The sequence below is a fragment of the Sphingomonas sp. Leaf20 genome, assembly GCF_001421535.1.
In the GTDB taxonomy this organism is placed as follows: Bacteria; Pseudomonadota; Alphaproteobacteria; order Sphingomonadales; family Sphingomonadaceae; genus Sphingomonas.
In genome coordinates, this window is the sequence record NZ_LMKN01000001.1 from 536,624 (window position 1) to 553,614 (window position 16,991).

At 67.7% G+C, this 16,991-nt stretch carries 18 protein-coding genes; all 18 read right to left on the reverse strand.

Translation table 11 applies throughout. The annotated features are described in order from the left end of the window. Nucleotides 1-21 precede the first annotated feature (21 nt). The 18 genes from ASE72_RS02600 to ASE72_RS02685 all read right to left on the reverse strand — a co-directional run bounded on the left by ASE72_RS02600 (nucleotide 22) and on the right by ASE72_RS02685 (nucleotide 16,931). Nucleotides 22-828, reverse strand: a complete 807-nt coding sequence (locus ASE72_RS02600) for a LysR family transcriptional regulator (RefSeq protein WP_056016286.1) — start codon at nucleotides 826-828, stop codon at nucleotides 22-24. Continuing rightward, nucleotides 825-1,223 carry a Co2+/Mg2+ efflux protein ApaG gene (apaG, locus tag ASE72_RS02605; RefSeq protein WP_056016288.1) on the reverse strand — a complete coding sequence of 133 codons (399 nt, stop codon included), beginning with the start codon at nucleotides 1,221-1,223 and terminating at the stop codon, nucleotides 825-827. The genes ASE72_RS02600 and apaG overlap by 4 nt, the downstream gene beginning before the upstream one ends. Continuing rightward, a complete protein-coding gene (locus ASE72_RS02610) occupies nucleotides 1,220-2,425 on the reverse strand; it encodes a trans-sulfuration enzyme family protein (protein ID WP_056016290.1) in 1,206 nt (401 codons plus the stop codon). Before ASE72_RS02610 ends, apaG begins: the two co-directional genes overlap by 4 nt. A gap of 57 nt (nucleotides 2,426-2,482) precedes the next feature. Then, the gene (locus ASE72_RS02615; RefSeq protein ID WP_056016293.1) at nucleotides 2,483-3,610 is read right to left on the reverse strand and encodes a glycosyltransferase family 2 protein; all 1,128 of its coding nucleotides are present in this window, start codon (nucleotides 3,608-3,610) and stop codon (nucleotides 2,483-2,485) included. After that, nucleotides 3,607-4,653, reverse strand: coding sequence for a 3-isopropylmalate dehydrogenase (leuB, locus tag ASE72_RS02620; RefSeq protein WP_056018770.1), 1,047 nt, complete (start codon nucleotides 4,651-4,653; stop codon nucleotides 3,607-3,609). Before leuB ends, ASE72_RS02615 begins: the two co-directional genes overlap by 4 nt. A gap of 40 nt (nucleotides 4,654-4,693) precedes the next feature. Beyond that, nucleotides 4,694-5,425, reverse strand: a complete 732-nt coding sequence (gene recO, locus ASE72_RS02625; RefSeq protein WP_056016296.1) for a DNA repair protein RecO — start codon at nucleotides 5,423-5,425, stop codon at nucleotides 4,694-4,696. 103 nt (nucleotides 5,426-5,528) lie between these two features. After that, complete coding sequence (locus tag ASE72_RS02630; protein ID WP_082445747.1) at nucleotides 5,529-6,455, reverse strand: GNAT family N-acetyltransferase; 927 nt, start codon at nucleotides 6,453-6,455, stop codon at nucleotides 5,529-5,531. Beyond that, nucleotides 6,455-7,423, reverse strand: coding sequence for a polysaccharide deacetylase (locus ASE72_RS02635; RefSeq protein ID WP_056016301.1), 969 nt, complete (start codon nucleotides 7,421-7,423; stop codon nucleotides 6,455-6,457). The genes ASE72_RS02630 and ASE72_RS02635 overlap by 1 nt, the downstream gene beginning before the upstream one ends. A 104-nt stretch (nucleotides 7,424-7,527) precedes the next feature. Then, entirely contained in the window at nucleotides 7,528-9,453 is a 1,926-nt protein-coding gene (uvrC, locus tag ASE72_RS02640; protein WP_056016304.1) for an excinuclease ABC subunit UvrC, read from the reverse strand. A 308-nt stretch (nucleotides 9,454-9,761) separates the two neighbouring features. Beyond that, nucleotides 9,762-10,082 carry a DMT family transporter gene (locus tag ASE72_RS02645; protein ID WP_056016307.1) on the reverse strand — a complete coding sequence of 107 codons (321 nt, stop codon included), beginning with the start codon at nucleotides 10,080-10,082 and terminating at the stop codon, nucleotides 9,762-9,764. A 156-nt stretch (nucleotides 10,083-10,238) separates the two neighbouring features. Beyond that, nucleotides 10,239-10,883 (reverse strand): F0F1 ATP synthase subunit B family protein, encoded by a 645-nt coding sequence (locus tag ASE72_RS02650; RefSeq protein ID WP_056016311.1) that lies wholly within the window; start codon nucleotides 10,881-10,883, stop codon nucleotides 10,239-10,241. Then, nucleotides 10,876-11,370 (reverse strand): F0F1 ATP synthase subunit B family protein, encoded by a 495-nt coding sequence (locus ASE72_RS02655; RefSeq protein WP_056016314.1) that lies wholly within the window; start codon nucleotides 11,368-11,370, stop codon nucleotides 10,876-10,878. Before ASE72_RS02655 ends, ASE72_RS02650 begins: the two co-directional genes overlap by 8 nt. A gap of 58 nt (nucleotides 11,371-11,428) precedes the next feature. Then, a complete protein-coding gene (locus ASE72_RS02660; protein WP_055873230.1) occupies nucleotides 11,429-11,656 on the reverse strand; it encodes a F0F1 ATP synthase subunit C in 228 nt (75 codons plus the stop codon). Between the two features lie 42 nt (nucleotides 11,657-11,698). After that, a complete protein-coding gene (locus tag ASE72_RS02665) occupies nucleotides 11,699-12,457 on the reverse strand; it encodes a F0F1 ATP synthase subunit A (protein WP_056018773.1) in 759 nt (252 codons plus the stop codon). A 70-nt stretch (nucleotides 12,458-12,527) separates the two neighbouring features. Further along, the gene (locus tag ASE72_RS02670) at nucleotides 12,528-12,848 is read right to left on the reverse strand and encodes an AtpZ/AtpI family protein (RefSeq protein ID WP_056016316.1); all 321 of its coding nucleotides are present in this window, start codon (nucleotides 12,846-12,848) and stop codon (nucleotides 12,528-12,530) included. Nucleotides 12,849-13,112: 264 nt separating this feature from the next. Continuing rightward, on the reverse strand, nucleotides 13,113-13,493 hold the full coding sequence (locus tag ASE72_RS02675; RefSeq protein ID WP_056016319.1) for a YdbL family protein: 381 nt from the start codon (nucleotides 13,491-13,493) through the stop codon (nucleotides 13,113-13,115). A gap of 1 nt (nucleotide 13,494) precedes the next feature. Further along, a complete protein-coding gene (locus ASE72_RS02680) occupies nucleotides 13,495-13,674 on the reverse strand; it encodes a YnbE family lipoprotein (RefSeq protein WP_082445295.1) in 180 nt (59 codons plus the stop codon). Nucleotides 13,675-13,718: 44 nt separating this feature from the next. Then, the gene (locus tag ASE72_RS02685) at nucleotides 13,719-16,931 is read right to left on the reverse strand and encodes a YdbH domain-containing protein (protein ID WP_235532196.1); all 3,213 of its coding nucleotides are present in this window, start codon (nucleotides 16,929-16,931) and stop codon (nucleotides 13,719-13,721) included. Nucleotides 16,932-16,991: the final 60 nt, after the last annotated feature.

A 16,991-nucleotide genomic window follows, 5' to 3' on the forward strand; every position in this document is an offset into this window, starting at 1 on the left:
GGTGAGGTAGTGCGCGACGCCTCAAGCGATCAGGGCGTCGACGAGCGCACGCACTTTCTTCTGACGCCACTGCGGCAGCGGCGCGACGAGCCAATAGCCCCCGCGCGACGGCTGCGCATCGCCGATCAGCTGGACCGTGCCGGCGTCGAGCGCACGGCGCGCGAGCAGTTCGGGGACGGTCGCTCGACCCAGTCCCGCCGCCGCTGCATCGATCGCGAGTCCCGCATCGCCGACGCGGACGAGCGCGGTGGTATCTCCCGCAGCTGGATCATTAACAGGCGCGCCGGGCCAGGCGATGATCGCCTCGGACACGCTGCCGGTCGCCGCGATCGTGACGAGCCCTTCGGACTCGAGCGCCTCGCCCTCATTCTCCCCGGGACCATCGCCCCAGCGGATCGCGAGGTCGAGATTGGCTTCGGTAAAGTCGACCGTCTCGTCTGCGGTGATCAGCACGAAACGCAGGTCGGGGTCCCCGGCCGCGATCTCGGCGAGCCGCGGCATCAGCCATTTCTCGGTCAGGTCGCGGGGTGCGGCGATCGTCAGCGACTTGGACGTCTGCCCCGCCTGCATCGCACGAACCGCCTCCTCGAACTGGAGGAAGCCGTTGCGCAGCGGTCCGAGACCCGCCTCGGCCTCGGGGGTCAGTTCGAGCCCGCGCGTCGTGCGCCGGAACAGCACGACGCCGAGCGTATCCTCGAGCGCGCGGATCTGCTGCCCGACCGCGGCGGGGGTGACCGCCAGCTCGTCCGCGGCGCGCGTGAACGACAGATGTCGTGCCGCCGCATCGAGCACGCGCAGCCCGTTGAGCGGCAGATGCGTCCGCTTCACGACGTCACCGCGGGCGCGCTGAGCGAGAAGTTCGGGATCGCCACGTCGAATACCGCGCCCGTGTCGTCGACCATCCGGTACGAGCCCTGCATCGCGCCGGTGGGCGTCGCGAGCGGGCAACCCGAGACGTAATCGAAGCTCGCGCCCGGCTCGATCAGCGGCTGTTCGCCGACGACGCCCTCGCCCTCGACGCTGTGCCGCGCCCCGCGCCCGTCGGTGATGATCCAGTGCCGGGTGAGCAGCTGCACCGCGCCGGGCCCGTCATTCTCGAGCCGGATGTGATAGGCCCAGAACCAGCGGCCGCGCTGCGGCTCGGACTGTTCGGGCAGATAGCTGACCGAGACGCGCACCGTTACCCCGCGCGTGGTCGCCGCGTTGGGGAACAGCGCCTTCACAGCCCGACCTTGCCCAATGCCCGGTCGAGATCGTCGATCACGTCGCGGACGTCCTCGAGCCCGACGTTCAGCCTGAGCAGCCCCTCGGTCACGCCCATCTCCGCCTGCTTGTCGGGCGAGACGCTGGCATGCGTGGTCGAGGCGGGGTGAGTCATCAGCGACCGCGAATCACCGATGTTGTTCGAGATATCGACCAGTTCGAGCGCGTCGAGCAGGCCGTGCGCCTGGTCGCGTCCCTCGACCTCGAACGCGAAGATCGGGCCGCACGCGTCCATCTGGGTCATCGCGAGCTCGTGCTGCGGATGGCTGGCGAGGCCCGGGTGCAGGATACGCGGCACGCGCGCTTCGAGAAACGCGCCGACCTTTAGTGCATTCTCCGACTGGCGGCGGATACGCAGGTCGAGCGTCTCGAGTCCCTTGAGCACCACCCAGGCGTTGAACGGCGACAGCGTCGGCCCGGTGTTGCGCGTGAAGGGCAGCAAGGTGTTCGTGATGAAGTCCTCGGTCCCGCACACCGCACCCGCGAGGACGCGCCCCTGTCCGTCCATCATCTTGGTCGCGCTATAGGCGATAACGTCCGCACCGAATTCCATCGGCCGCTGCAACGCCGGCGTCGCGAACGCATTGTCGACGACGGTCGTGATCCCGCGTTCGCGCGCGATGTCGCACACCGCCTTGAGGTCGACGATGTCCATCGTCGGGTTGGCGGGCGTCTCGAAGAAGAACACCTTGGTCTCGGGGCGCACCGCGTCGAGGAACGCCTGCGGATCGCGTGCGTCGACGATCGTCGTGGCGATCCCGAACTTGGGCAGCAGCGTGTCGGTCAGCCAGCGGCACGATCCGAACGCCGCGCGGCCGCCGACGAGGTGATCGCCGTTCTGCAACTGGCACAGCAGCGCCGCGGTCATCGCCGCCATGCCCGTTGCCATCGACCGGCACGCCTCGGCCCCCTCAAGCAATGCGATCCGCTCCTCGAGCATCTCCACCGTCGGGTTCTGGAGCCGGGAATAGGTCATCCCGTCCTGCTCGCCGGCAAAACGCGCGGCGGCATCGCCGGCCTTGTCGTAGCAATAGCCCGAGGTCAGGAACAACGCCTCGGACGTCTCGCCATATTCGCTGCGGGCGGTGCCGCCGCGAATGGCCTGCGTCTGGGGACGCCAATTCTGGGTGATCGAACGATCCTGGCCGGTCTTGCGCTTCATGGCGACGCTTTGCCGGGGGCGGGCGGTGATGACAACCCCTGCGGAGGGTCGATCGCGCTAGTAACGCCCCCAGGTAAACTTGGATGACAAGGCGTAATTCCAGACGGCACCGACCAGCACGCCGACGAGCGCCGACGCGGCCCAGGCATCGTTGCGCATGTCGTGCAGGAATGCCGCGATCCCGACATTGGCGACGGCGCCGACCGAACAGATCACCGCGAACGACACCCAGCCATCCGCGAGCTGCCGCCAGCCCTTCAACCGCCGGTCGCGATAGGTCAAAGCGTTGTTGAGGAAGAAGTTCATCGTGAGCGCGGCGAGCGTCGCGATGATCTGCCCGACGAGAAACGACGTGCCGAGCCCGATGAACACCGCGGTCAGCACCGCCATGTGGATACCCACCCCGAATACCCCGATCGCGGAGAACATCGCGAACCGGACGGGGACGAACCGCCCGAACATCCGGTCGTAGAGCGCGATGAGATATTCCATCGCGACGACGTGATCGAGCTTGCTCTCGCCCTCGGTCCGGACGCGGAACGTGTAGGGGAGCTCGGCGAAGCGCAGCGGGTGCGGGCTGGCGGTCAGCAGGTCGAGCAGGATCTTGAACCCGATCGCCGACAGCGACGGCGCAAGCGAACGCACGACCTCGGTGCGGATCGCGAAGAAGCCGCTCATCGGATCGCTGAGATCGGCCTTCAGCACGCGGCGCGACAGGCGCGTCGCGAGCGCGGATTTTGCGACACGGTCGCGGTCCCAGTCGCCCGTCCCGCCGCCACTCACAAAGCGCGACCCGATCACGACGTCGTGATCGCCCGCCTGCAGCAGGTCGAGCATCGCCGGCAGCAACGTCTCGTCATGCTGAAGATCGCCGTCGATCACCGCGACGACCGGCGCCGCAGTCGCGCACATCCCCTCGATACACGCCGAGGACAGGCCGCGGCGACCGATCCGCTGGATCACGCGCACCCGCGTATCGATCCGCCCGAGTTCGCGCGCGGCATCCGCGGTACCGTCGGGACTGTCGTCGTCGACGAAGATCGCCTCCCAGCGGCGTCCCGCCAGCGCCTGGTCGAGCTTGGCGATCAGCGTCGGGACGTTGGCCTTCTCGTTGAACGTGGGGATGACCACCGCCAGTTCGAGCAAGGCGGGGACGTCCGACACGTCGAGCAAAGCGGGAATCATCCGAGCGCTGCGATCACCGCATCGCCCATCGCGCGCGTCGTCATCGATCCGCCGAGATCGGGCGTCCGCGCGCCGCCGAGGATCGCCGCGGCGACCGCCGCCTCGATCCGGTCGGCAGGATCTGGCAGATCGAGCGAATGGCGGAGCATCATCGCCGCGGAGAGGATCGCGGCACAGGGGTTCGCCTTGCCCTGCCCCGCAATGTCCGGCGCGCTGCCGTGGATCGGCTCGTAGAGCCCGCGACCGGTACCATCGAGCGCAGCGGAGGGGAGCATGCCGATCGACCCCGCGCACATCGACGCCTGGTCGGACAGGATGTCGCCGAACAGATTGCCGGTGACGACGACGTCGAACTGGCCGGGATCGCGCACCAGCTGCATCGCCGCGTTGTCGACATACATGTGGCTGAGCGCGACGTCGGGATAGTCCGCCGACACCTCGATCACGACGTCGCGCCACAGCTGCGACGTCTCGAGGACGTTGGCCTTGTCGACCGACAGAAGCTTGCTCTTGCGGGTGCGAGCAGTCTCGAACCCGACGCGCGCGATCCGGGCGATCTCCGCCTCGTCGTAACGCATCTCGTCATGGCCTTCGCGCAGGCCCCCGTCGGTCGTCCGGATGCCCTTGGCACCGAAATACACGTCGCCGGTCAGCTCGCGGACGATCACCATGTCGATCGTGCGTGCGATTTCCGGGCGCAGCGACGACGCATCCTCGAGCCCCGCGAACAGCTTGGCCGGACGCAGATTGGCGAACAGTCCCAGTTCCTTGCGCAACCCCAGGATCGCCTGCTCGGGGCGCAGATGCCGTTCGAGCCGGTCGCAATCGGGGTCGCCGACCGCACCGAACAACACCGCATCCGCGCGGCGCGCGAGCGACAGCGTCTCAGGCGGCAGCGGATGCCCCGCCGCCTTGTACGCGGCACCCCCGACGAGCGCCTCTTCGAAGGTCAGATCGAGGCCGAGCCGGTCGAGCACGCGTCGCGCCTCCGCCGTCACTTCGGGTCCGATGCCGTCGCCGGCCAGTATCGCGATCAGGGGCATGTGCGTTCCTCCGCCGCCGCCCTTGCCGGGCAAGCCGCGCTCACGCAACCGCCCTTTTGAGCCGATCGACGAGGCGGCCGCGCGCCGCGAGCGGTTCGGCGCGGCGCTCGACAAGGATATCGCGCGTCAGGAAATGCTCGGTCAGACGCAGCCCGTCGAAGATGTCGGGCCATCCCGCCTCGCCGCCGGTGACGAGAAACGCGGGCAGCGGGAGCAGCTTGGCCTCGTACCCGTGCGCCGCACCGCGCGAGACCGCCGCCCCGCTGCGGGGGCTGACGAACGCGAGATCCTCGACCGCGCCGCTCGCGACGCACCGGTCGAGATCGAGACCGAAGCCGAGCTCCGCCAGCACGAGCAATTCATACCGCACGAGCGCCGCCGCCCAGCCGCGCGCGGTCGGTGCCGCCTCGATGGCCCCGAGCACGCCGTCGAGCGCATCGTGGATGTGCGGATAGGGCTGCGCCTCGGGCAGCGCGACCGCCGCGAGCGCCGTCGCCCATTCGAGCGCGCCCGCCGCGAGCGGTTCGCCGTGCAGCGTCGCGCGGCTGTGGATCAGTTCCGCGGTCAGCGCGGCAAGCTGCTCACCCGTCCGCGCGCGCCATTCGCCCTGGATCACGTTGGCTGCAAGCAACACCGGCCGCATCGCCCGCGACCGCCCGCCGCGCACATAGCCCGGCTGCACGCCGTCCTCGCGCGTCAGCGCGCGCACGATCGCGCCATGCTCGCCGTGCTGGCGAACGGCGACGATGATGGCGGACGCACGAAGATGCATGCGCCATCCTTACGCGTCCCGCACAGCAAGGGGGAGTACGGAATGGGGGAACAGGCACAGCCGCCACGTCATCCCGGTGCGGATCAGGACGCAGAGCCGATCATCACCGCCGTACCGCGCGCAGCACCCGCACGAGCCGTGGGTGGGATAACGTCTGCTTCGCCCAGCCAGCCGCCCCGTCGAACGCGCCCAGCGACGCGATGATCGTGCGGTTCGCCAGCGTCGGCCGCAACAACAACAGGTCGACGCACGCCGTTCCCGCGGTCGCGAACTGCCGTTTGTGCTGCCCTTCCCCCTCGGTAAAGTCGAACCGGGCGAAACGATCCGCAAACAGCGCGCGCATCGCCTCGACCTGCAGCACCGCGCCGGGCGACAGCGCGTTATATGCGGGGTCGTGGCCGACATGATCGTAGCGCAGCGTGTCTCCATCAGAGATGCAGCACAGATAGGCGACCGGCCTGTCCTCGACGAACAACAGCCAGGCGCGCAACCGGTCCTCCGCGGCGAGCGCCTGGAAACGGTCCATCGCCCCGGTGCCGTCGGGCAGCCCCGACCCCAGCAGCGCCTCCTGATATGTCGTCGCCGACACGGCGCGGGCGAGCGGATGAAACATCGCGAACTCGGCCGCGGTGCGATAGGCGCGAACGTCGAGCGTGCCGCCCGACAGCGCCGCCAGCTTCTTCGTCTTGCGCTTCAACCCCGACCGCGCACTGCCCGACAGCGTCGCGAGCCATGCCTCCGCGCCGATCGTCAGGTCGGTATGATAGCGCACATAACGCTGCCGCACGAAGGTGAGCAGCCCGCCCGCCCGAATCTCCCCGATCCGCGACACGGGCAGCGAGGTGATCGCATAGCCTTGCGCATCCGGGGGCAGCGGCGGGAGCGAGACCGGACAGTCCCTCAGGACGTCGTCGAGCGACAGCGCGACCCGGACGAGCCGCCGCGGGACCGCCGCCACCGTCCGCGCGCCGATCTGGAATTTCAGCTGTATTGAAGCGGTCGAAGCCACCGCCGGGGCCGCAGCGGTCATCAGCCCGCGCGTTCTTCGACCCAGTTCGACCAGAGCTGCTCCGCCTGACGCAGCCCCCGACGAATCGGATCACGCGCGAGCGGCCGGTCGTCCTGTCCCAGCGCCAGCGGCGGTCGATCTCGGAAATGGCAGGTCGGCAGGGCGTCGCGCATCGCATCGAGCGTGGCGCAGAGCGCTTCGAACCGGCGGACATGCACGGCGTTCGCGCGGTTGCCCTGCCGATTCGCGAGCTCGAAACCATGACTGACGATCGTCACCGCGACATGACCCGCCGCGACCGCATGCTCGAGCGCGCGGCGACTTTCCCCCGACGACAGCGCGCAGAGCTGCAGCGTCCGCAACCGCCCCGGCGTATCCTCGACGACGGTGACGGGAATTTCGACCAGACCCCTGCCCGCAATCCTTAGCGGCACGATCGGTGCAATCTGGCGCTTGGGCAGCATGATGTGGCTCGATCCGAACACCGCGCCATTATGGCTGCTGTCATAGGCGAAGCCGAGTTCGGCCAGTGCATCCAACGTGTGATCATTCGCGGCATAGCTGCCCGCGCGAAACGCGATCGGGTGCGGTGCGCCGGCCGCGACCAACAGCTCCGTGGCACGGACGATCAGCGCGTGTTGCGTCGCGCGGTCATGATCGGACAGATCGAAACGGCCATGCCCGCGACCACCGTCGCCTGCGACCGCATCGGTCCATGCCGGGTGGAGATGCAGTTGCACCTCCTGCCCCGCATCGCGGATCGTCGAGACCATCCGCCGGATCGGCTCGATCCCGTACAGGAGCGCAGGCATCGGATCGACGAAGAAGCACGCCTTCAGATCATGACGCGCCAGCTCGGCCAGTTGATAGCCAAGCCCGACGCCGGCGGGTTCGAGCGACCGTGCATAAATCTCCTCGACGTCCAGCCCCGCGGCATGATGCCGCCAGGCGAACTCGGTATCGATCGTCAGGAACGCGGCCGTGGTCACTAATCACGTGTAGCAATATATGATGAAGATTAAGTTGCTAGTTTCGTCCAAACGCCGCGTTGCCGTCGCGCTTGGGCGGATTGCCGTCGGGACGACAGCATCATTCACCGCGAATGGTAGAAGTCGTACACCTGTTGCGCGACCCCCGCCGAGACGCCCGGCGCCTGTTGCAGATCCTGCAGGCTCGCATTGCGGACCGCGCGGCCGGTGCCGAAATGCATCAGCAGCGCCTTTTTCCGCGCGGGGCCGATGCCGGGGACCTCGTCGAGCGGGCTCGCGCCGATCGCCTTGCTCCGCTTGTCGCGGTGGACGCCGATCGCGAAGCGGTGGACCTCGTCGCGTAAGCGCTGAAGATAAAACAGCACCGGCGCGTTGACGGGCAGCTGGAATTCGCGGCCGTCGAGCATGTGAAACACTTCGCGCCCGTCGCGGCCATGCTGCGGCCCCTTGGCGATCCCGACGAGGCACACGTCCTCGACGCCGATCTCCTCGAGCGCGGCCTTGACCGTGTTGAGCTGCCCCTTGCCGCCGTCGATCAGCACCAGATCTGGCCATTCGCCCGAATCGCGATCGGGATCCTCGGCCTGCGCGCGCGCGAACCGCCGCGTGAAGACCTCGCGCATCATCCCGAAATCGTCGCCCGGGATCGTCTCCTTGTTCTTGATGTTGAACTTTCGATACTGGCCCTTGCGGAAGCCCTCCGGCCCGGCAACCACCATCGCGCCGGTCGCGGCGGTGCCCTGGATATGGCTGTTGTCGTAGATCTCGATCCGCTGCGGCGGCTCGGCGAGATCGAACAGGTCCGCGACCTCGCGCAGCAGCTTCGCCTGCGTCGTCGATTCGGCCTGACGTCGCTCGATCGCCTCGATCGCGTTGCGCTTGGCCTGATCCATCAGCCGGCGGCGATCGCCGCGCTGCGGGACCTGGAGCGCGACCTTGTAGCCCGCGCGCTCGCCCAGCGCCTCGACCAGCAGTGCGGCCTCGGGGAGTTCGCGGTCGAGCAGGATCTGCCGGGCGGGCGGCACGTCCTCGTAGAACTGGCCGAGGAAGCTGGTGAGCACCTCGTCCTCGGGCACGTCATTGGTGTGCTGCGGGAAGAAGCTGCGATGCCCCCAATTCTGGCCACCGCGGATGAAGAACGCCTGGATGCCGATCAGCCCGTCCTTGCACGCCATCGCGAAGATATCCGCGTCGCCCACCCCTTCCGCGTTGATCGCCTGCGTGCCCTGGATGAACGTCAACGCCTTCAGCCGGTCGCGCAGCAGCGCGGCGAGTTCGAAGTCCATATTCTCGGCCGCCGCCTGCATCTGCGCGCCGAGCTTGGCCTGCACGCCGGTCGACTTGCCCGCGAGGAAGCTTTTCGCGTCGTCGACCAGTTCCTTGTACGCACCCTCGTCGATCCGGCCGACGCACGGCGCGGAGCAGCGCTTGATCTGGTAGAGCAGGCATGGCCGGTCGCGCGTCTTGAAGAAGCTGTCCGTGCAGCTGCGCAGCAGGAACAGCTTCTGGAGCGCGTTGAGCGTGTTGTTGACCGATCCGGCGCTGGCGAACGGGCCGTAGTAATTGCCCTTCGCGCGCCGCGCGCCGCGGTGCTTCTGGACGCGCGGGAAATCGTGATCGTCGCGCAGCAGGATGAACGGGAAGCTCTTATCGTCGCGCAGCAGCACGTTGTACGCGGGGCGATAGCGCTTGATGAGCTGCGATTCGAGCAGCAGCGCCTCGGCCTCGTTGTTGGTCGTGACGATCGTCATCGACCGCGTCTGCGACACCATCCGCTGGAGGCGCTTGGTCAGCCGCTCGACCTGGACGTAGTTGGCGACGCGATTCCGCAGCGCGCGCGCCTTGCCCACGTAGAGCACGTCGCCGCGCGCATCCTGCATGCGGTAGACGCCGGGGCGAACCGGCAGCGTATCAAGCACGTTGCGGATCGCCGCGACGCCGGCCGCGAGATCGGGCGCTTCACCACCGCCGCGCACCGCGAACGTGGATTTGTCTTCGTTGAACCGGTCGGGGGAATTGGGGGAGGACATCGCTGGGGAATCTAGGGAGTCGGAGGGGGTTATGCCAGCCGAGGACAGTGATGTTCACGCGAAGGCGCGATGGCGCGAAGATAAGGAGTTTGGTTCACGCGGAGACGCGGAGCCGCGGAGAGAAGATTAGGGTGGCGGTGTTCGCCCGTGATCGCCGAAGGCTCGCATCACGCGCTGGCTGGCCGCCACGTCAGCCAAAAGCGCAACACCTCCGCGTCTCCGCGCCTCCGCGTGAACCATTCTTCTCTTCGCGCCTTCGCGCCTTCGCGTGAATCAGGCTTCTTCATGCCCTGCGGGCCGAGAGATCATCAGGCCTGCGCGAACACCTTGGTGCCGACGATGCCGACCACGGTCAGCGCCATGAAGCAGGCCTGGACGCCGCTGACCTTGTCGCCGAACAGGATGACGCCGCCGATGATCACGCCAATCGCGCCCGCACCGGTCCAGATCGCATAGGCAGTCCCCGCAGGCAGCCCGCGCATCGCGAGTGCGAGCAGACCCATATTGACGAAGCTGAGGACGATCGGGACGCTCGACGCCTGCCACGTGGCGATCGTCGCCGCCCATTTCAGGCTGAGCGCCCAGCAGATTTCGGTGATCACGGCGACGCCGAGGATAAGCCAGGACATGATTGTTCTCCAACGGGCTCAGATTGGAGACTCGGCCGCCGGAAACCCGGGAAGAGACGGCCGTCAAAAATGGTAGCGCGGGAGGGACGCGTGCGCTCACCTTCCCACTGCCTCGCAGCGGGCCCCTTCCTCTCCCCCGAGGGGAGAGGAGAAGCGTCAGTTCAGGCGGCCGAGTCCGGAGATCGAGCGATCGACCATCATGCGGTCGGCCGCAGCGTCGTGGTGCTCCGCGATCAGGATACCGGCAGCCTTCGCCGCAGCATCGGCGGCACGCGCGCGGACCTCGGCGACTGCTGCACGTTCGGCAGCGGCGATCTTGTCCTCGGCCATCTTGGCGCGACGGTTCATCAGGTCCTCGGCACCGGCCTTGGCCTTGGCGATGATCGCCGCAGCCTCGTGATGCGCGTGCGCCTTCATCGCCTCGGCCTCGACATGCGCCGTCTTCGCCTTGGCTTCATATTCGGCCCGGATCGCCTCGGCTTCGGCGCGCAACGCGGTCGCCTCGTCGAGCTGCGTGCGGATCCCGGCAATCCGGGCGTCGAGCATCCGCCCGATCATTCCAGGAACCTTCTTCCACACCATCAGCACGAGCACGACGATCATCGCGATCGCGACCCAGCCGGTCGAATTGATGCCGAGCGCCGTCGGGTCGACGACATGCTCGACACCGCCCGGGGCGGTCGTGTGACCCTGGATACCCTGCTGGTCGATCGCGCCTTCGGGCGCCATGCCCTCGGCGGATATCACCTCAGCCGGAGCGTCGGGGTTCGCGGCCGAAGTGGCGGCGGGGGTATTAGCCATGAGCCATCGTCCTGCGTACCGCGTCGCTCGCCGAGTCCAGGCTTACCTGAAGTCCAGCGACCTTGGCGGCCAGTTGCTGTGCCGCTTCTGCCGCGACACCCTGAAGATTGGCGAGAGCCTCGGCCTTCGCGTTCGCCACGGCGAGATCGTGATGCCCGAGACGCTCGGCGATTTCGGCATCGGCCGCGTGGACCTGCTGCTCGAATGCGGTAGCCGCCCGCTTCGCAGCAGCCGCGGTTTCCGCCTGCGCCGCAACGCGGGCAGCGTCCATTTCAGCCTGCCAGTTCGCCTGGACCGTATCGGCCTGCGCACGGGCAGCGACCGCCGCCGCCAGATCGCCGGCGATCCGGCCTTCGCGCGCGTCCACGGTGGACACGATCTTAGGCACCATCCCCTTGCCGATCCCGAAATACAGGATTCCGAAGGTGAGGAGCAGCCAGAAGATCTGCGAGGCGTAGGTGGCGGCTATCTGGGCAATCTGGGGCATTGGTCTGTCCTTCGTGATACGGCCGGACGGGGTATCGCCCGGCCAGATCAGCGAGTGGTTAGGCGACGAACACCAGGATGATCATCGTCACGAACGCGAGCAGGCCGAGAAGCTCTGCTGCTGCGAAACCGATGAACAGACGGCCCTGCTGGCTGTCTGCAGCGCCCGGGTTGCGCAGCGCGCCGGCGAGGAACTGTGCGAAGACGTTACCCACGCCGAGTGCGGCGAGGCCCATGCCGATCGCTGCGAGGCCGGCACCGATCATCTTTGCTGCTTGTGCGTCCATGTCGAAAACTCCCTTGGAAAATCAGTAACGTTGAGAAGAAACTTAGTGAAGGTTCACGGCGTCGTTCAGATAGACCGACGTCAGCAGCGCGAACACATAGGCCTGGATCGCGGCGACCAGCAGCTCGAGCAGCGTGATGCCGATCATCAGCAGCATGCTCGGCGCGGTCACCAGACCGATATAGACGCCGCCCAGGTTGATGCCGTTGATCACGAACGCCGCGAGCACCTTGAGCAGGATATGCCCCGCGGTCATCGCCACGAACAGTCGCAGGCCGAGCGAGAACGGACGCACGAGGAACGACATCAGCTCGACCACGAAGATCAGCGGGATCATCAGCGCCGGCGTGCCGCTCGGCACGAACAGCGAGAAGAAGTGAAAGCCATGCTTGCCGAAGCCGACGAGCAGGACGATCCCGAAGCTGATCAGAGCGAGCACGCCGGTCACCGTCATGTGGCTCGTCACCGTGAACGGGTGAACGCCGGGGACGATACCGAACGGCAGCAGGCCGATGATGTTCGCGAACAGGATAAACATGAACAGCGAGAAGACGTACGGCACGAAGCGCTTGCCGCCCGGGCCGACATTCTGCTCGAGCATGCCCGAGATGAAGCCCGTAAAGCCTTCGACCGCGGCCTGCCAGCGACCGGGGACGAGCTCGCGCTTCATTCCGCCGATCATGAAGGCCCAAAGTGCGACCAGCGTCACCACCATCCACATCGCGGAATTGGTGAAGGACAGGTCGTAACCACCTACGATCCAGTGCGAGCCGAACGCCGGCTCGATCAGGAACTGGTGCATCGGATCGATCTTGCCGCCCTGTTCTGCCGCCACGTGGAATCCCTGCCGTCTTGAAACGACAAACGCCCGGTTACTCCGGGCGTTCGCCTGAAATTCGAATGATCTGCCTGAACGCGACCGCTATCCCGAGGAACAGCAACACGATCAGCCCCCAGGGGCCAGTACCGAACCAGTGGTCAATCAACCAACCGATCAGCGCACTGCCAACAAGACTCCCGATCAGCGCGGAGATGACGCGATTGCCCTGCGAGTAGCCCCGCTCGGCATCCGGTACTCCCTGCCCCGTCTTAAGCGCCTCCCGAGCCTTGACCTCCCTCAATCGCTCATCGAGCGCGGAAAGTCGCGGATCTTCAACACCGTAGGGGTCCTGTCCGGGTTCGATCTCCGCCACGATATGCTCTCCACCTGATACGACACCGGGGAGATATACGCAGCGACGAGCGATCCCGCCAAGGCGCGGTCCGTTTAGAAAACAGGCTTGCTCAAGTCAACCGGTGTGACAGTATCGTCATCAATGGGGTCGCCGCGCGGTGCGTAACACCCTTTCCCACCCGTCATCCTGACGAAAGTCAGGATCCAGAGCCGCGGGCGGACCATGCGTGGCTCTGGATCCTGGGTCGAGCCCAGGATGACCGATGGCCTTAGACCGGTGCCCTCAGACGCAGCGCGAATCACGCTCCGGGGCGGCGGCAGTGCGCGTCTTCCACACGCCACCTGGCGTCTTGTACTTCTCGCCCGGATTGGTCCCAGCGATCAGGTTGCACCCGCTGGTGAACGCCAGCTGCTCGACCGTCGCGCCGCTCGCCTGCGCCTTGGCGGTATAGGCCGACTTGCGCTGGATGTTGATGTTGTTGACCAGCGCGCGCAGATCGCCGCTCGCCGCGCCGACGAGGCCCAGATAGCCGTCGGGCTGCTCGCCGACCTCACCGCCCGCGCGCGCCGCGGCATAGGCCGGATCGCGCTGCGCCGAGGCGGCCACCGAAAGGCCGCCGAGAGCCACCGCTGCGGCAACCATCATCATGACCTTGGTCTTCATCTTAGAATATCCCCGGATTCTGCTGGATGAGCGACTTCGCCTCGCCATCGAGACGATAGACCACTTCCTGCGTCACGTTGATGTTGAGGTTGATCTCGATCGGCTTGTCGGGGGCCGACACGTTGATGCAGCCCGGCAGGGCGGCGGTCAGCCCGATAATCGCGATCGTCCTCGTCATCATCCGCAAGATCGGCCTTTGCATCCGCTTCTTCAATCCTGTTTCGGTCATGGCACGATCCTGCTTTCGGGCGGCTGAATGGTTGGCGGTGTTGGGGCTGGGGTCGGAGCTGGGGTCGGGGGCGGCGGGGCGGCCTGCTGCTGCAACAACGCGGGCAGGTTGCGCTGGATCAGCCGTTTGGGATCATAGAAGCTCTGCGCCGAATCGAGCAGCCCGCGAAACGGCGCCTTGATCCGGATGTTGAACACGAACGGCAGCCGCTGCAGGCGGCGGACGATGAAGTTCGATTTCGCCCCCTCGCCCTGGCTGATCCCGGCGAAGCGCACGTCGGTGACCATCTCGCCCGCCAGCGGCCCGTTCATGCCGACACGCAGCGACTGGTAGCGCAGCGATTTCAGCGCCTGGAACGCGATGTTCGCCCAGATGCCGAGATCCTTCTGGCTGAGATCGCCGACATAGGCGAGCGTCCCCCCGCCCGGCCGCACGCGAAGGTCGCCACCCTCGATCCGCCCGCCGCTTTCGTCGAAGATCATCGGCAGCACGCCGTCGAAGATCCCGGTCGCGTCGAGATTCTTGAAATCAAACTGCTGGAGGAACTGGTCCGCGGCCATGTTGGCGATGTGGAACGTCATCCGTCGCTCGGATGCCGCGGAGAAATCGAGCAGGGTCGGATCGAGCGTCAGCGATCCGCCGGCAAACGGCCATGCCCCGCCTTCGACCCGGACGCGCGCACCGGGCAGCGTCTGGTAGCGGATCGTGCCGTCGCTGACCGGGATGCCCGGGTTGAGCGTCGCGATCGTCGCCACCTGCCCCGGCGCGCTCTGGAGGTTGAGCAGGTCGGTGAAGCGGATCTCGGTCGCGATCCCGGTGACCGGACCGAACGCGGCGGCAAGATCGGTGCCCGCGGTCCGGAAGATGCCCGTGCTGGTCACGCCGCCCGCATTCCACGCGATGTGCCCCTCGCCGCTGACCGATCCGTTGACGTCGGCAATCACGCCGAAGGTCAGCGGGGTGAGCGCGTCGGGTTGCAGCGTGTCCTTGGCGAAGGTGATGCCGGGCACCGACAGGTCGGCGCGCCCGGTGCCCGTGCCGAGCGCATGCACCAGCGTGACGTCGGCGACCTTGGTGCTGCTGACCGGTTCGAACAGCGTCCCCGCCGCGGTGATCGTCCCGCCGATCAGCGACAATGTCACGTCCCGTGCGGCAACCGGCTTGAACCGCGCGCTGCCTGCCGCATCGCTGACGCCCATCGTACCGTTCAGCCTCAACGCCCCGCCGACCAGCGTCCAGTCGCCCGCGGCTTCGCCGAGCAGCAGCGGCACGTTCGCGATCTGCCCCGATCCGCCGGCGAACGCGCCTGCGATGCCTTGCGCCGTGGTCCGGCCCGTCACGGTCCCGAAATCGAGCCGCGTGACGCGCTCCGGCGTGCCGATGCGGGTCCGAACGCCATCGATCGCGAAATCCCGGTCCGCCAGCCTGATGGTCGCACCCGCCGCGGCCAGGGTCAGCGGCGTGCTGCCCAGCCGCCCCTTCAGCGACGCCGCGGCGATCCGCGCGCCACCGGTTACGCGTCCGCCTTCGACGCGCAACAGCGCCGTATCGATCGGGCACAGCGACAACCGCGTGGGGTCGAGCACCAGCCCCGACACCGCCAGCCGCTGTACCGCGAGCGGCACGCAGCCGGTGTTGACGACGAGGCGCGCGCGACCGTCCCACCGCGCATCGATCGGTATCGACAGCCCCTCGACGCGGTCCCGCCCGGTGCCGATCGGCCCGTCGAGCGTCACCTGCGTCGTGATCGCGGTAGCCCCGCCGGGCGTGGCGCTGAACCGCACCGGCGTCAGCGCCAGCCGGGCGCCGTTCGCCACATAGGGCGCCATCTGCGCGACCCCGCGGATCGGCGCCCCCGGCCGCGCCTGCGTGATCGACACGCGAGTCTCGGGCAAACCACCCCCCCGAGTCGTGAGCGTCGTGCCGAGCCGGACGCCTCCCGCGGGCACGCCAAGCGTGATCCCGTCTCCGCCACTAAGTGCGATCCGCGCGCCACTTGCCGACGCGAGCGCGAGTCGCGACAGCGTCGCTTCGCCGCGCCCACCGCGGATCTGCAGCGCGACCACCGCATCCGCGGCGAACCCCTTTGCGGCGCGGGTCATCGCGACAACGGCGGCATCGACAAGCGGAGCGACCGGCGTCCCCGCGGCCGACCCTGCCAGCGCGGCGATACCGGCCAGTCGGCGATCGACGATCGCGGTACCAGCCGAGCGGATGCGTCCGTCGAACGCGACAAGCTCGCCAATGCGGTAGGATCCTGTGGCCGAGACGCGTCGTGCGCGGGCGTCACGCAGCCGTACCGTGTCGGCAGCGAGATCCACCTTGCCCGCCGTTGCCGCGGCATTACCCGCGAATTCGACGCTCCCGTGCGCCCCGCCGATCGTCGCGCCGGGCGTCTGTCCCGGCCCGGTCGCCAGCACGGCCCGCCCCTGCCACCGATCGAGCGCTGCACCGAGCGTCAGGTCGAGATTGGCGGCGACGGCCGCTGCCTGCGACGTGCCGCACGCCAGCCGCGCCAGCCGGACCGGCCCGCGCAGGATCGGCCTGGCCGCGTCGATCCGGACGCGCATCGTGGCGGCAAGCCGGTCGCCCGTGCATCCGCTTACCGTCACACGCTCGCTCACCGCGGCGATCGAGCCACGAAACCCGTCGTCCAGCCGCCCCGCGCCGGCAAGCTTCAGCCCGATCAATCCGTACGGCGTCTCCAGCCGGATCCGCGCATCGTCGACGGTCGCGTCGAGCGCGGGCAACGCGAACGGCTTGCCCGACGGCGCGGGCAGCAACCGGTCGATCGCGCCAAGCGACACCCGCCCATCGACCAGCCGGCCGCGTAACCGAACATGCCCCGCGCGCACCGCATCAAGATACGGTCCCGACAATCCGATCCCCGTGCGCGTCTCGACCCAGTCCGCCACCAAGTCGGGGTTTGCCGGATCGCCGAGTACGACATTGGTCAGTCGCTGCCCGCCGAGCGCGAGATCGGCGATGTCGTATTGTGCGGGAACGCCCGCACGCGCGAGCTCGCGGTCGATGAACCCCTCTGCGATCGGCTTGCGCACGAGCCACAGTGCGACCAGCGCAAGAACTATCGCCAGCGCGATCAGCCGCGCGATCCGACGACGCCGACCATTGCGCCGGCCATTAAGGCGGCCACCACGAGCGGACATCGACCGGGAAGGGTCGGCCCCTGTCTCGCTCGCTTCGCTCAACGCCTTACTCCGCAACGCTTCGTGGCGCATTGCATAGGCATGCCCGGCGACGTCATGCAA

Bases quoted from the DNA above. Each gene is read 5' to 3' on its own strand.
- ASE72_RS02680 (WP_082445295.1), bottom strand. From the start codon at position 13,674: ATGATGACGAGGACGATCGCGATTATCGGGCTGACCGCCGCCCTGCCG.
- uvrC (WP_056016304.1), bottom strand. From the start codon at position 9,453: ATGTCCTCCCCCAATTCCCCCGACCGGTTCAACGAAGACAAATCCACG.
- ASE72_RS02655 (WP_056016314.1), bottom strand. From the start codon at position 11,370: ATGCCCCAGATTGCCCAGATAGCCGCCACCTACGCCTCGCAGATCTTC.
- ASE72_RS02660 (WP_055873230.1), bottom strand. From the start codon at position 11,656: ATGGACGCACAAGCAGCAAAGATGATCGGTGCCGGCCTCGCAGCGATC.
- ASE72_RS02650 (WP_056016311.1), bottom strand. From the start codon at position 10,883: ATGGCTAATACCCCCGCCGCCACTTCGGCCGCGAACCCCGACGCTCCG.
- recO (WP_056016296.1), bottom strand. From the start codon at position 5,425: ATGCATCTTCGTGCGTCCGCCATCATCGTCGCCGTTCGCCAGCACGGC.
- ASE72_RS02630 (WP_082445747.1), bottom strand. From the start codon at position 6,455: ATGACCGCTGCGGCCCCGGCGGTGGCTTCGACCGCTTCAATACAGCTG.
- ASE72_RS02665 (WP_056018773.1), bottom strand. From the start codon at position 12,457: ATGCACCAGTTCCTGATCGAGCCGGCGTTCGGCTCGCACTGGATCGTA.
- leuB (WP_056018770.1), bottom strand. From the start codon at position 4,653: ATGCCCCTGATCGCGATACTGGCCGGCGACGGCATCGGACCCGAAGTG.
- ASE72_RS02615 (WP_056016293.1), bottom strand. From the start codon at position 3,610: ATGATTCCCGCTTTGCTCGACGTGTCGGACGTCCCCGCCTTGCTCGAA.
- ASE72_RS02645 (WP_056016307.1), bottom strand. From the start codon at position 10,082: ATGTCCTGGCTTATCCTCGGCGTCGCCGTGATCACCGAAATCTGCTGG.
- ASE72_RS02610 (WP_056016290.1), bottom strand. From the start codon at position 2,425: ATGAAGCGCAAGACCGGCCAGGATCGTTCGATCACCCAGAATTGGCGT.
- ASE72_RS02675 (WP_056016319.1), bottom strand. From the start codon at position 13,493: ATGAAGACCAAGGTCATGATGATGGTTGCCGCAGCGGTGGCTCTCGGC.